The following is a 14,277-nucleotide window of genomic DNA, read 5'->3' as shown; positions in this document are numbered from 1 at the left end:
TTAGATTACTTCTTGGCAGCGGCCACCTCTTGGAGAGCTGAGTCTGCCAACTGGCAATTCGCTTCGACCTCTTCCCATGTCATGTAGAGACGGACGATGTCTTCTTCGATCAGATCACTGCCGCTCTGTACCTCAATGAATTCCAGATCAGTTAGAGCTTTGATCCCGTGCTTGGCGGTCACCGAAATTTTCAGTACATCTCCCGGCTTCACATGGTAGATGAGGTCATCGAGGGCAAACGCACCTTCCCCTTTGATGATGGTCCATACTTCACTACGCTTATAGTGTAACTGGTAGCTCAAATTTTTTCCAGCTGTTACACCAATTCTCTTTGTTAGTACCTCAGTCCCATCTTCGAACTTGGTATGGTCAAGCACACGATACCAGCCCCAGCGTCTTTCCTCGTACATCGGGCGTTGGTCGAAGTCCTTGACGACTTCCTTGATCCGCGGGCTGGACATTTTATCTGTGACAAGGATACCGTCAGGACTTGCTGCTACTACGACATCGGAGAGACCGAGCACGGTGACAGGGATGTCCAGCTCGTTGATCAGGTGCGTGTTATGGCTGTCCTCGCTGACGATTCCCTTACCGATCACAGGGGTCTTGATCTCTTCGGTCAGCGTGTTCCATGTACCGAGGTCTTTCCAGTACCCGTCGTATGGGAGCATGACAATCTTGTTGGCTTTTTCTACAACCTCGTAGTCGAAGCTGTTTTTGGTCAGAGATTTATAGTTGGCGAGCAGTTCTTCGTAATTGGTGGTGATGCCTTTTTCGCGGAGCAGCTCCAGCAGGAATCCAAGCCTGAAGGCGAATACCCCACAGTTCCAGAATGCATTTTGTCCGATCAGCTCTTGGGCCACCGCTTCGGTTGGTTTTTCTTTGAAATGGCTGACATGGAGGAAGCTCTCTGTGCCTTCTGTTGTCGGAATGATATAGCCGTACTTCTCAGATGGATAGGTCGGAGTAACACCGATGAGGGCCAGCTCCGCTCCGGATTGATTCAATACGGCTTCCATCTCACTTACTTTATTGAAAAAACGGTCCTCTACATAAGGGTCAACCGGAAGAACCGCCACGGCTTCATCTGCACTCGCGTTTGCTACATCATGCAGGTATACCGCTGCCAAGGCAATCGCCGGGAAGGTGTCACGGCGCTCCGGTTCGATAATCAATGGTACTTCATAGCCCAATTGGCTTTGGATCATATCTACTTGTGCCTTGCTAGTCGCCACGACAGCAGAATCCGCCAGACCTACTGTCCCCAGCTGATTCCAGACCCGTTGCACCATGGATTCCAAGTGATCTTGATCGGTGGGCAATACCCGCAAAAACTGCTTCGAGCGCGCATCATTGGACAGGGGCCAGAGACGTTTCCCCGATCCACCTGATAAAAGCACTAATTTCATCTATCATTTCTCCTTTTCATGTACCTGAGTGGTTTTATCCTAATCTCTCAGCACCACTCCCCTGTGCAAAACCAGCAGCAGGAAGGACGAAGGAGATGACTTGCCATAACGTAGGTTCAGTATAACAAACCCCCTGATGATTCGGTAGGTGAATCTAGCTCCCAACAATTTCCGCATTTCCAATTTGATTTTATGGAACATGCATATTCGTTGTGTTACAATGGTAGCGCACTTTAGTAGAGACACATTCGATGCGGGTGAGAAAAACATGAAATCCAAAACCGTGCAGATTGATCCCAAGCTGTACGCTGTCTCCGAACCGAATCAACAGGTTCAGAAAAAGAAGGCCAACCTGTCACGGCTCTCTTTTTGGTTCGGGCTAGCGGAGTGGGGACTTATTTCTGCTTTTTTTTACTTTGTCTATGTGTGGCGTATCTCGACAGAGTTTGAGATTGCTTCTCCATGGTTGCGGCTGGACCTCCCACGTTTTGGGGAATACGCCTTGTTTTACACCGTGTTTATGCTGATCAACTTTTTCTTGATCCTGCATTACCGGCTATACAGTGTTCAGCAGGCGACAAGCTTTTTCGATGAATACACCAAGTCGGTCAAAGCCGCGCTGTATGCGGTTCTCATCTCGGTGGGGATCTCCTTTTTTCTCAAGATCATCGTCTATTCACGTCTGGTGATTCTGATCGTCGTCTTGGGAAATCTGCTGATCTCGTTTACAGTCCGCTTGATCAGAAGGCTTGTCATCTCCCAACTCTATCAGAGGGGACATCTGCTGCGGCGCGCACTGCTCGTCGGGGAAGGGACTCTGACCGAGAACCTGCTCAAAGAAATCCAGAGCGGCAAACAGATGGGGATCTCGGTGGTCGGTGTTGTGATGGATTCTGATGAGGATTCGTTGTCGGGGCTTCCCGTCTTACCTAAGACATCGGATCTCAGACAAACTATTATTAATGAAGAAATAGACGAAATCATCATTACTTCATTAGATGATCGTCCATACATCGAGTACCTGTTTCAGAAATTGCGAAAATATGATGTCGACTTCAAAGTCATTCCCGATATGTTCAACATCATCAGCTCTCCGATTGAGTTGGGACATATCACCACGATGCCCTACTTTTCACTGGTTCGCACTCCGATGAAGGGGATCAACCTGGTGTGGAAGAGATTCTTCGATATCATCCTATCCGTGATCATTGTGCTTCTCTTATCCCCGCTGTTCCTTGTGACGGCTATCGCAATCAAGCTGGATTCTAAGGGAGAGCTTATCTACCGCCAACAGCGTGTCGGTAAGAACGGACAACTGTTTCACATGTACAAATTCCGCTCGATGGTTCAAGAAGCCGAGAAGCTGCTCGCCTCTCTGGAAGACGCCAACGAAGCGGATGGTCCTGTTTTCAAAATCAAAAATGATCCACGATTGACAAAAGTGGGTAAATTCATTCGGAAATATTCGATAGACGAATTACCTCAGCTCTTTAATGTGATCAAGGGTGACATGAGCCTGGTTGGTCCACGTCCGCCGCTTCCTGTTGAGGTCGAGCAATACGGGGATCGCGAGTGGAGACGCATGGAGGTCGTTCCCGGCATCACAGGGATGTGGCAAGTCAGCGGGCGGAGCAACCTGCGTTTTCAACAATGGGTCGATTTGGATCTCTACTATATTGAGAACTGGAGCATCCTCCTCGATCTCAAAATCATGTTACGTACGATACCAGCTGTTCTAAAAGGAGAGGGTGCCTACTAAAGCACCTTTTTTCGTAGAGAAAAGCCATACTGGAGACAAGGGAGTTCATATGCGAAAAATATTGAATTATATTAACCCGTTTCATCTGTTTACATCGCTGTATCAACATCGTTATCTGCTTGGCCAAATTACCAAACGGGATATCCAGAGCAAATACAGAGGCTCTCTGTTAGGCAGCGTCTGGGCGTTCATCAATCCATTGGTACTGCTGGTCATCTATACTTATGTGTTCTCTGTGATCTTTCAGGCAAAATGGGGCTATTCCACCTCGAGCAACCATTATGAATTCGCACTGGCCCTCTTTTGCGGGTTAATCTCATTCAATATTTTTAGTGAAACCGTAAATAAGTCGACAGGGATTATCCTGTCCAATCCTAACTATGTGAAAAAGGTCGTCTTCCCTCTGGAGATTCTACCGGTTTCAGCCCTGTTGTCTTCGATGTTTCAAGCGATGATTAATTTTCTGCTGCTGATGATCGGTATGTTGTTTTATTTCCAAGAGGTGCATCTGACCACCCTGCTGTTCCCGATTTTATTGATCCCTTTGGTGCTGTTGACAACGGGAATGGCCCTGTTCCTGTCATCGCTTGGGGTATATGTGCGCGATATCGGGCAGATTGTCGGCGTGCTGGTGACGATCCTCTTTTATGTGACACCGATCTTCTATCCGGCATCCGTGGTTCCTGAGTTCTTCCAAGAGATCATGTTTGCCAACCCGCTTTCCACGATCATCGAGGCCATTCGTCAAGCGATTCTGTGGGGCAATCAGCCTGATTGGGCTTCCTGGCTGCAGACAACAGGCATCACCCTGCTTATCTTCCTGTTTGGCTATGCTTGGTTCAAACTGACCAGAAAGGGGTTTGCCGATGTCATCTAGTGATACTGTCATCTCAATTCGGAATGTAAGCAAAACCTATAAACTGTTCCAACATCCACTCGCCCGATTGAAAGACTTTTTTGTACAAAAAGGCACGGTGAAGGAATTCACTGCATTAGAACCTATCTCGCTTGATATCAAACGGGGAAGTGCCGTCGGTCTGATCGGTCGCAACGGTTCTGGTAAAAGTACGCTGTTGCAGATGATCGCAGGCGTCCTCGCCCCTACGACCGGCACAATCGAGGTAAAAGGCCGCGTCTCTGCCCTTCTGGAGTTAGGCTCAGGCTTTAGTCCTGAGTTTACGGGCCGCGAGAACGTGTTCCTCAACGCCAGCATCATGGGGATTCCGCGCAAAGAGATGGAAGCACGCTTCGACGAGATCGTCAGCTTTGCTGATATCGGTGACTTCATCGACCGTCCAGTGAAGACGTACTCCAGCGGGATGTTCGTCCGGCTTGCTTTTGCCGTCGCTACCTTGGTCGACCCTGATATCCTGATCGTAGACGAAGCACTCGCGGTAGGTGATGAGAAGTTCCAGCGCAAGTGCTACAACCACTTGGAAACGATGCGGAAAAAGGGATGTACGATTCTGTTCGTCTCCCACTCAATGCCGACGGTTCAACAAATCTGTACCGATGTCTACCTGCTCGACAAAAGCAAGCTGATCGCACATGGTGAGCCGAAAAAAGTGATCGATATGTATCACAAGCTGCTCTACTCCGGCGAAAATGACTATCTCAAGATCATGAATGAGAAGAAACAAGCCACCAAAAAGGCGGAAGCTTCCACCCCAACCAAGAAGGAAGAAGCATCAGCGGTCACAGCCGAAGGGGAAACTGCAGCTACTTCCAACACTGCCACCGAAGAGACCGGCACAGGTCTTGCCTGGTTTGACACCGTCCAGTTGCTGGATGCGGACGGTCAGGAATCCTTCGTCTATGGCGTCGGTGACCAGATGAATATCCGCTGTGTCCTCAAAAGCAAAGCGGATTGTGAAGATATCCTGCTGGGGATGAAGATCGTCACCACCCAAGGGGTCGAAGTCTTTGGTACCAGCAACAAATATAAGAACCAGACGATCTCCGTCTACAAAGACCAGCCTTTGGAAGTTACTTTTCAAATCGATCTGTCACTTGTGCGCGGTACGTATCACATATCTGTGGCCATGGCCCAAAAAGCAGGCAGTGAAGACATGGTGTATCTGGATAAAAAGACAGATCACTTCACCTTCCGCGTGGAGGAAAATCCGATTAATGGTACGGGGATTGCCAATCTGGCTACCCAAATCCTGCTAAAGGAGTAGACCAACGTGAGAATATTAATCGTAACCCAAAACTACCTCATGGGTGGGTTGGAGACGCAGATTCAGACCTACTGTGAAAAACTGAAAAAGCAGGGACATGAGCTTTATCTGGCGACCGGCTCCAATGCCAGAACAGAAGGGTTACAAGGTACGGTTACCGGTTATCTGTTCCTCGATGGCTGGACCGACCGCAGAGGGAGTCAGTTCCTCGCTCTCAGCGAACAGCTCAAGCAGTATATTCAAGAGAACGAGATCGAGATCGTTCATCTGCACCCGTTTGAGAGCATGCTGGTCGGTGCGTTGGCTGCCCGTATGGCGAATGTCCCTTATGTCGTGACCATCCATGGACCTGTCAATCTCAGCAATCTCTATGGCCCCATCTACCGTTTATTTTTGAAATCCTGTCTGTTTGCCACCGCGGCTAAGGTCTATACCGTCTCACCTGAAGTCTCTGAACTGGTCAAACCGATGGATACCCGTCACGTGGCCAAGGTACTGGCGAATCCAATCGATACGGATAAATTTGCATCTGTACATGTCGATCTGACATCCGGCAGATGGGCGGCTATCTCCCGACTTGACCAAGATAAGGTGCAAGGCTTGCTCCGTTCCTTTGAAATGATGCAGACCATGCGAAAGCTGGGTCACCCGGTACAGATCGACGTCTTCGGTCATGGGAATGCTTATGAGGAAGTAACTGCCTGGATCGAGGAGAATCAAGCCGATTGGGTGACGATGCGCGGGGAGAGCCATTCCCTTCATGAAGATTTGCGTGAAGGCTACAGCGGTGTGATGGGCATGGGCCGTGTGGTACTCGAAGCTGCCAGTCTCAACCTGCCTGTCCTCTTGGTCGGCTATGATGGCATCAAGGGTCTGATCACTCGGGACAATGTCCAGAATGCCTTCCAATCCAACTTCTCCGGACGCAACCTGCCGCTCTGTACCGAGGGTAGCCTGAGTGATGCCCTGCATGCCCTGCAAAGCGGTGCGGCTATTGGGTCGCTGCGTGACTGGGTCATCGAAAACGCCAGTATCGGCTCCATCATCTCCACCTATACCCAAGATCTGGCGGCCGCACTTCATCAGCCTGTCGTCTCCGATTGGGATGCAAGACTGAAGCGTCTGCTCATCGATCATCCAGAACATGACGTACTTGATCCGAACCGAATCGAAACCTGGTTTGAATATATGGAGGACGGAAGCAATGAGCTCACCCTGCTCCTCAGTCAGCTCAGAAAAGAACGCGAACAGCACAACGCCCTGCTCGTCCGCGTAGCCCAATTGGAGCAAAATCTTCATGACTTCCAAAACTACCAACAAACCCAGGAGAACACCTACAAGGAAACCCTCCACCTCCTAAGAACCGAAGCGGATCAGCGCGAACAGGAAAAAACCGGTTACTATCAAGATCTGCAGGAACGTACCAACCAACTGCTTATCCTTCAACAAGAGCTTCACTTGCAACAGACACAAAACACACGTCTTGAAGAACACCTGCACCAATTGGAATCGGTCACCATCGCAGAGCTTCAGACACACCTCTTTGATACCAAGGCGGAACTGGAAAAAACCCAGCACGAGTTAAGCCAGGCTCATCATGAGTTACATCAGACGAATCATAAGTTAACCGAGACACATGATCAACTGGCAAACTGTATGGCCCGGTTAAGCGAGAACGACACACAAACGACCGATACGAATCAACATCTGCAACTGGTTCTCGACCGTAATCAACATTTAGAACAGCTCCAGATCCAATATGTCGAGGCACTCAACTGGAATAAAAATGCTCTTGACGGCATCTACGCATCTACCCCTTACAAAATCGGAAGGATTATATCTACTATGGCGAATCCTGTTTCTTTTACGAAAAAAGTGGCCAAAAAGGTGTTGCGAGTCGGCTTTAACTCTTTTCGGGACAAAGTATCCCCCGAGACGAAGCAAAAGCTCAAACCGCTTCTCTCCAACGTCTACTATAAGGTTTTCCCTGAAAAGAAAATGGCGACCCCGCCTGTCTACCGTCCACAGCCAGTAGAAGCAGAGATCGCCGTTGCTGCTTACGCCGCACCTGCCGTGCAGCAGCCAGCCGGTTCTGTTGTAACTACACAAGTACCTGCGGCTTATTTCCAGAACCCTGCTCATGAAAAAGTGAGCATGATTCTTCCCGTCTATAATCACGCTGACATGCTGGATAAATCCATCCAAAGCGTACTGGCTCAGACCTATCCGAATCTGGAGCTGATCGTCCTCAATGACGGTTCCACCGATGGGATCGAGCCGATCCTGGCCAAATATTTTAACCATCCTAAGGTAAAAGTGCTGACCCAACGCAACCAGAAGCTCCCTCGCGCACTTACCAACGCCTTCGAGCATGCGACGGGTGACCTCTATACGTGGACGTCAGCGGATAACATCTGCAAACCACACATGGTCGAAAAGCTGGTCGAGTTCATGAGACGCAATCCTGATGTGGACCTCACTTATGCCAACTATGAGCTGATCGACGAAAATGACCAGCCGCTGATTGGAACCGAGCACCGTTATCACAACCAAGTGCCAAAAGGCTCTAACTTCATGAGCCTGCCGACAGAAGTAGGAACGGTGGGTCTGATCGAGGACAATTTTATCGGGGCTTCCTTCATGTATCGTGCTGATGCCGCGAAAGCCATCGGTGAATACGATCCATGCCTGGTCGGTACAGAGGACTATGACTACTGGCTGCGCATCAATGAGCTGTTCACCGTGAAGCGCTACGATTCCGAAGAGTCCCTCTACTACTACCGTGTTCACTCCAATTCTCTGAGTGAGAAGTTCGGCAAAAGCCACATCCGGGATAACGTCCCTAAGCTGCTTCAATACAACCGCGAGCGCAAAGCTTATTACGATCTGCCGTTCGATGTATTTGTCATCGCTGGTGACTCGCTGAACGAACGTCTTTATGATGTTCTGCGCGGCTTCCTCGCCAACCGTGTACGTGTGCATCTGATCGCCCAGCCTGGCCTGTTGAACGAAGTGACCCTGCCTGTGCAGAAGCTGGATAGTCTCACCGACGATCTGCTGAAAAACCGTTATGCAACCAAGGCGATTTTGATCGTAGACGAATCTTTTGATGGTGATGAACAGGGTTATCAATTGCTGAAAGCCGCGTATGGTGACAACCTCTATACATTCAGCCTCCGTCAAGATTGGTCCTATGCCGATTGGTACCTTGCTTCCGATTCAGCTGATCTGGACGAGTTCATCACCAATAAACTCTTTGTACTTGGCACCAGCCTTGAAGAGCGGGACCTGCTGCGCAAAGCGCGTGACAACAAGTACTTCCTCTGGGATTACAACGGAACCGGGCAAAAAACCATCGGCTACTTCGGCCCACTCCGCAAAGACCTGATCGACGTCGAGCTGATCAAAACCATCGCAGAGCACCGTCCGCACTACGACATTGTCCTGATCGGACTCGAGGGTGAAAGCGATTGGGACTTCAAGGCGGAGCTCGGTCATTTGCCAAATATCTTTTTCCTGGGAAATAAACCGGCTGACCTGCAATATTACTATCTCTCCGGCTTCGACATGTACCTGTTGCCGGTCAACATCGAGGATCGTGCAAGCCAAGAACGCGGTCTGAAGGCCCTGCTCCACGCAGGCAAGCCATTGGTGTCCAGCCTGCCGGTATCCCCTGTAGGTCTGCCATACACCATCACAGCACATAACAGCACACGCCTGCTTTCCGATCTGGATCAACTGCTTCATACCCCGGTAGATACGACTCTGCTGGACAAATATCTCGGCCTCTATCTGCCGAAGCGCAAAGCGTATTGGCTCGAATCCCTTGCCAACAACCATCTTTTCTATGAACAGACCCGTGGCATTGAGAAAAAAGAGCTTGGCGTGATCGAAGAACCAGCCGTACCGTTTGCCCCTGAAAAAGTAAACCTGCTGATCGAAGCACAAGGTCTGGACAAAGGCGGGCTGGAGGAAGTCATCTTCAACACGCTCAAAACGATTGACCTCAACTTCTTTAATCCCGTGATCGTCTGTATCCATCACGGCGGGTATGTGGCAGAACGTTGTGAACAGCTGGGCATCCCTGTGATTGTGCTTGGCGACAACAAAGAAGAAGAATACGTACAGGTATTAAAACAGCACAACATCCATATGGTTCACCAGCATTACTCCACCTATGGAGCACCTCTGGCTTATGCTCATCACATCCCTGTCGTTCACTTCATCCACAACTCGTATGTATGGTTCACTGAACAGAACGTGGCTGAGATGCTGGCCCAAGATCCTTATATCTCCTGCTACATCGCCGTTTCGGCCGAGGTAAAAGAATACTCTACCCGCCGAATCAAGCTGCCGGCACACAAGATCGAAGTCATCCCGAATGGTATCAATGTCGACTGGCTCCAAGAAAAATTCAGTCTGCCGCAAAAGATTTACCGTTCTGAATACGGCTTGTCTGACCAAGATTTCGTTCTGCTCAATCTAGCTTCCATCGACGGCCGGAAAGCCCAGCTTCTCACCATCCATGTGATGAAGGAAATCGTCAAAACCTATCCGGACATCAAAGTGCTGATGTGCGGCAATCCTCTTGATGAATCCTTCTATCAAAAATGTCTCAGCTACATCCGTGACTATCGTCTGGAGAAAAACATCATTTTCACCGGATTCGTCAAGGACAACCAAGACCTCTTCAAAATCGCTGATGTCTTCCTGATGCCATCCATCATCGAAGGCTGGAGCATCTCTAAGACAGAAGCGATGTACGCAGGTAAGCCACTGCTCTTAACAGATGTCGGTGGAGCACGCCACGTCATCGAAAACGAAGATATCGGGCTGTTGATTCCTAACGCTTACGGTGATGTCGCCGGTCTCAATGACCAGACCCTCTACACCTACACACTCGATGGTCATACCCGCAATTTCGATGATCTCAAGCAAGCGATCATCCGTATGTACCAAGAGCGGGAGATCTGGAAGGAAAAAGGCAAACAAGGCACGGAGAAGGTGCTTAATCTCTACAACCTCACAAACATTGTGAAGCGTTACGAAACCCTCACCAAGCAAGTGATGTTCAAAGAACGTGATCGCAAATATATCACTCTCTAAGAATTGGGAAGGAGCTGCATCTGTTTTCGCGGATCAGCCCTTCTCCCTATTTATATACAGCGGAAAGGTTTGGGGCTTTTGAAATCGACAGTCAAACGTATGCTTTCCTCGCTTTCTGCCAATCGGACAGTCCGTCAGCTTTTTGCTTCGCTTCCTTATCCGGTCAAAGAACAGGCGAAGAAGCTGTTAAAAGGTGTGATCAAGCATTCTGTACAGCAACGCACCGTCGTCCACCGTACCGAGATCAAGCGAGTAACCGGATATCGTCCACTGGTAAGTGTTATCCTGCCTGTCTATAACCATGATGAGTTTCTTCCAGGCGCCATCGAAAGTGTGTTGAGGCAGACCTATCCACATCTGGAGCTGGTCATTGTGGATGACGGCTCTGACCGGATTCTGCTGGATGGCATTCGTCCCTATCTCACTGATCCGCGGGTTCGTTACGTTCGACAGGAGCATGGCGGCTTGCCGATTGGGCTCAATACAGGATTTCGCTTTGCCCAAGGGGAGTTTCTCACATGGACATCGGCTGACAACATCATGGGAGAGAGCAACATTGAAGAACTGGTAAGCGGCCTGCTCGATTCGCCGACAAGCAGCTTGATTTACGCCGATTACGCGATTATTGACTCAACAGGTCAGCGCCTGAGAGATTCATCCTTTCGTGTACACAACCAGTATGATGCGGATACAAGTGTGATTCTGTTACCAGAGGATCCCGCACCGCTTACCCGTGTCCATGATAATTTTATCGGTCCTTCCTTTATGTATCGCCGGCTCATGACCACGATTGGCAGCTACGATGATTCTATCGGGGTAGAGGATTACGACTACTGGGCGAGAGGCTTTACTTTTTTCCCCTTGCTCCATTTCCCACTTCCCTCCCATCTCTATGAATATCGTGTCCATGATGACTCTCTTTCTGCCAAAGCAAGAGAGCTACGGATCGCGGAGAAGGCGAAAAACCTACTGCAGCGGGTCGATCTACGCGGACAGTTTTTGAAAAAGCAACAGGTGATCCTTGAGCCTGCCTTTACCATACACTACGATGTCCTAAAAGATGAGCTTACGACCTGGTGCCAAACCACTAGCGGCCAGCCTGTTACTGAAGACTCCATCGTAGTGACTGACTTTGGCAGACACCATGGGATTCCTCCTGTGACACCACGGCTTACGATTGTACTGGTTGACCATGATCATCCTAGCCTGTATGAGATCGTTCCTGACGAGGCTGTGGTCTATCTGGCAACCGACCATGATGCCTATCTGCTCCTGCGCCGCTTGCATATCCGTGCCTTTTATGTAGAGGAGCTGAGCAATCTAGCGGGGGCGATCTCTGCCCTGATCGCTGCTAAGCTGTTCGATCCAGCCCCCAAGCAGGCGGTCATCCAAATGATCCAGACCAAATCCCTGCAGATCCATACACCGTGGAAGCCAGAGACTGATACAACCGCACTTTCTATGCTGAATCCGCTTCAAACCTTTGGTCACCAGCTTCATACAGACGCATCTGCCCTCACACCTGATGTGATTCTGACCAATGATGCCTGCCCAGACCGCACCCTGTACCCCACAGCCCCTGTCGGCCTGCTGGTAACAGAGGAGAGCTTCTTCTCACAGGTGATTGCTCCACATCCCACTGACGTCTTCCTCTGCACACGAAAAAACCTGATGTGTCGCTTAGAGCAGCAAGGTGTGCCCCGAGAGCAGCTCTATTGGATCGGGGACCTGTCAGAAGCGCCTTCCCTGCGGCACATCGAATCCGTCATGCTACAAGCCCTCATCCGGTCCGGCAGCTAAGTGAAGAGAGGAGGCCGCTGTGAAACATATTGTTCATATCGTAGAAGCAACAGGAGGCGGTGTGCTCAAATACCTGCTCCAGCTCACCAAGGATGCAGGTGGCTCCGATCTTTCGCACACCATTCTCTATTCTCATCGTGATGTGACCCCTGATAATCTGAGTGAGCTGTTCGCTCCTCATGTGCGTCTGGTTCATTTCCCGATGGTTCGGCAGATCTCACCTGCCAAGGATTGGGATACCATCCGCCAGCTCTATCGGTATCTGCGCGAGCTTCAACCCGATGTCATCCATCTGCATTCCTCCAAAGCTGGTTTTCTGGGGCGTCTGGCTGCATGGTTGTTACGTAAACCCAAGGTCTATTACACCCCGCATGGCTACAGCTTTTTAATGAACAGTGAAGGCTTCCTCAAGCGCGCTGTCTATTTTGCAGCTGAATTGGTCCTCAGTCAGGTACGCGGCGGCATCATCGCCTGCTCCAAGAGTGAGCATCGTTTCGCGCGTATGCTGAATCCTTTTGGCGAGAATATCTTGCTCGAAAATGCATTAGACCTTCACGTCCCACAACATCAAGAGCGTAGCCCCCTCCGGATTGTCGCAGTTGGACGGCTCGACGAACAGAAGAATCCTCTGTTGTTTATTCGTATAATCGCCCGACTGCGTCAATTCCTGCCTGAGATCGAGGCAGTTTGGATCGGAGACGGGCCTTTGCGCTCCGCATGCGAACAGCTGGACCGTGAGACGGGGGCCAACATCACTTTTACCGGTTGGCTGCCTCACCCAGAAGTACTTACACATGTAGCGACAGCAGGGCTTTTCTTGCAGACCTCAAGGTGGGAAGGACTGCCTTTCTCGATCCTTGAAGCATTCGCACTCGGAGCACCGATCATCGCAAGTGATATCACCGCTCATCGCGACCTGATTACCGGACAGAACGGACTGCTCGCCCATGATGAGAATGATTTTGTCCAACACGCCCTGACCGTCCTGCGACAGCCCGAAGTGGCACAGGCTCTGTCCCAAGGTGCGCTGAAATCACATCAGACCACCTACAGCTACGATACTTTTATCCAAACGATCCAAACGATATATAACAATTGAGGTGTCTGAATGATTAAAAAGGCTATCATACCGGCAGCAGGCCTTGGAACACGCTTCCTGCCAGCCACCAAAGCCCAGCCCAAAGAAATGCTCCCCATCGTCGACAAACCAACCATCCAATATATCGTCGAAGAAGCCATCGAGTCTGGAATCGAAGACATCATCATCGTCACCGGCCGTTCCAAACGAGCTATTGAAGATCACTTCGACCGCTCGATTGAACTAGAGATGAACCTGATGGAAAACAAGAAAAGCAGCCTGTTAGAGATCGTAGAAGGCATCTCCAATCTGGTCGATATCCACTACATCCGCCAAAAGGAGCCGCTCGGATTGGGCCATGCCGTCTACTGTGCCCGCAAATTCATCGGTAATGAGCCGTTTGCTGTTCTGCTCGGCGATGATATCATTCACAGCGAGGTTCCTTGTCTGAAACAACTCATTGACGTCTATGAAGCACAGCAACAATCAGTCATCGGCGTGCAGCGTGTTCCTTTATCTGAAACCAACAAATACGGAATCGTCTCCCCCGGCCAACAGATCGCCAACCGGACAGACGTTCTCGATCTGGTCGAAAAACCTGCTTCTCACCCACCGTCCGATCTGGCTGTCATGGGCCGTTATATCCTGCAACCAGAGATCTTTGACTACCTCGAGACGACACAACCGGGAGCCAACGGTGAAATCCAGCTGACGGACGCATTGAAAGAGCTGGCCAAAGTCAAAGGCATGACCGCCCTCGAATTTTCCGGCAAACGCTACGACGTCGGAGACAAGCTCGGCTTCCTGCAGGCTACCGTCGAATTCGCCCTCATGCGTCAAGACCTGCAGCATGATTTTACCCGCTACCTCGTCGACCTCGTACACAACGATGAAACGATCAAAAAAGCTCTTCTTCAAACAACTCTAAACGGTTCGGAGTGAATG

Annotated in this window: 8 protein-coding genes; 7 read left to right on the top strand and 1 reads right to left on the bottom strand. The window is 50.1% G+C overall.

The annotated features are described in order from the left end of the window. Nucleotides 1-5: 5 nt before the first annotated feature. Nucleotides 6-1,409: a sugar phosphate nucleotidyltransferase gene (locus tag FGI41_RS14855; RefSeq protein WP_139491134.1), complete on the bottom strand. Its 1,404-nt coding sequence runs from the start codon at nt 1,407-1,409 to the stop codon at nt 6-8. 268 nt (nt 1,410-1,677) lie between these two features. On the opposite strand from FGI41_RS14855, the gene FGI41_RS14850 reads away from it, so the two are divergent. The 7 genes from FGI41_RS14850 (at nt 1,678) to galU (ending at nt 14,274) form a co-directional block, all read left to right on the top strand. Beyond that, nucleotides 1,678-3,168 (top strand): sugar transferase, encoded by a 1,491-nt coding sequence (locus FGI41_RS14850; RefSeq protein WP_176560283.1) that lies wholly within the window; start codon nt 1,678-1,680, stop codon nt 3,166-3,168. A 49-nt stretch (nt 3,169-3,217) separates the two neighbouring features. Further along, a complete protein-coding gene (locus FGI41_RS14845) occupies nt 3,218-4,045 on the top strand; it encodes an ABC transporter permease (protein WP_139491132.1) in 828 nt (275 codons plus the stop codon). Next, nucleotides 4,035-5,348, top strand: a complete 1,314-nt coding sequence (locus tag FGI41_RS14840; RefSeq protein WP_139491131.1) for an ABC transporter ATP-binding protein — start codon at nt 4,035-4,037, stop codon at nt 5,346-5,348. The genes FGI41_RS14845 and FGI41_RS14840 overlap by 11 nt, the downstream gene beginning before the upstream one ends. 6 nt (nt 5,349-5,354) lie before the next feature. Continuing rightward, a complete protein-coding gene (locus FGI41_RS14835) occupies nt 5,355-10,454 on the top strand; it encodes a glycosyltransferase (RefSeq protein ID WP_139491130.1) in 5,100 nt (1,699 codons plus the stop codon). Between the two features lie 78 nt (nt 10,455-10,532). Continuing rightward, nucleotides 10,533-12,254 carry a glycosyltransferase family 2 protein gene (locus FGI41_RS14830; protein ID WP_139491129.1) on the top strand — a complete coding sequence of 574 codons (1,722 nt, stop codon included), beginning with the start codon at nt 10,533-10,535 and terminating at the stop codon, nt 12,252-12,254. A 19-nt stretch (nt 12,255-12,273) separates the two neighbouring features. After that, nucleotides 12,274-13,353 (top strand): glycosyltransferase, encoded by a 1,080-nt coding sequence (locus FGI41_RS14825; RefSeq protein WP_139491128.1) that lies wholly within the window; start codon nt 12,274-12,276, stop codon nt 13,351-13,353. Between the two features lie 9 nt (nt 13,354-13,362). Further along, nucleotides 13,363-14,274, top strand: coding sequence for a UTP--glucose-1-phosphate uridylyltransferase GalU (gene galU / locus FGI41_RS14820; protein ID WP_139491127.1), 912 nt, complete (start codon nt 13,363-13,365; stop codon nt 14,272-14,274). The last annotated feature ends 3 nt before the right edge of the window (nt 14,275-14,277 follow it).

The sequence above is a fragment of the Brevibacillus dissolubilis genome, from assembly GCF_006170445.1.
Taxonomy (GTDB): domain Bacteria; phylum Bacillota; class Bacilli; order Brevibacillales; family Brevibacillaceae; genus Brevibacillus_B; species Brevibacillus_B dissolubilis.
Note: the sequence above shows the minus strand (reverse complement) of the source record. Positions and strands in the feature narration are given on the sequence as shown.

Bases quoted from the DNA above. Each gene is read 5' to 3' on its own strand.
- FGI41_RS14855 (WP_139491134.1), bottom strand. From the start codon at position 1,409: ATGAAATTAGTGCTTTTATCAGGTGGATCGGGGAAACGTCTCTGGCCC.
- FGI41_RS14850 (WP_176560283.1), top strand. From the start codon at position 1,678: ATGAAATCCAAAACCGTGCAGATTGATCCCAAGCTGTACGCTGTCTCC.
- FGI41_RS14845 (WP_139491132.1), top strand. From the start codon at position 3,218: ATGCGAAAAATATTGAATTATATTAACCCGTTTCATCTGTTTACATCG.
- FGI41_RS14840 (WP_139491131.1), top strand. From the start codon at position 4,035: ATGTCATCTAGTGATACTGTCATCTCAATTCGGAATGTAAGCAAAACC.
- galU (WP_139491127.1), top strand. From the start codon at position 13,363: ATGATTAAAAAGGCTATCATACCGGCAGCAGGCCTTGGAACACGCTTC.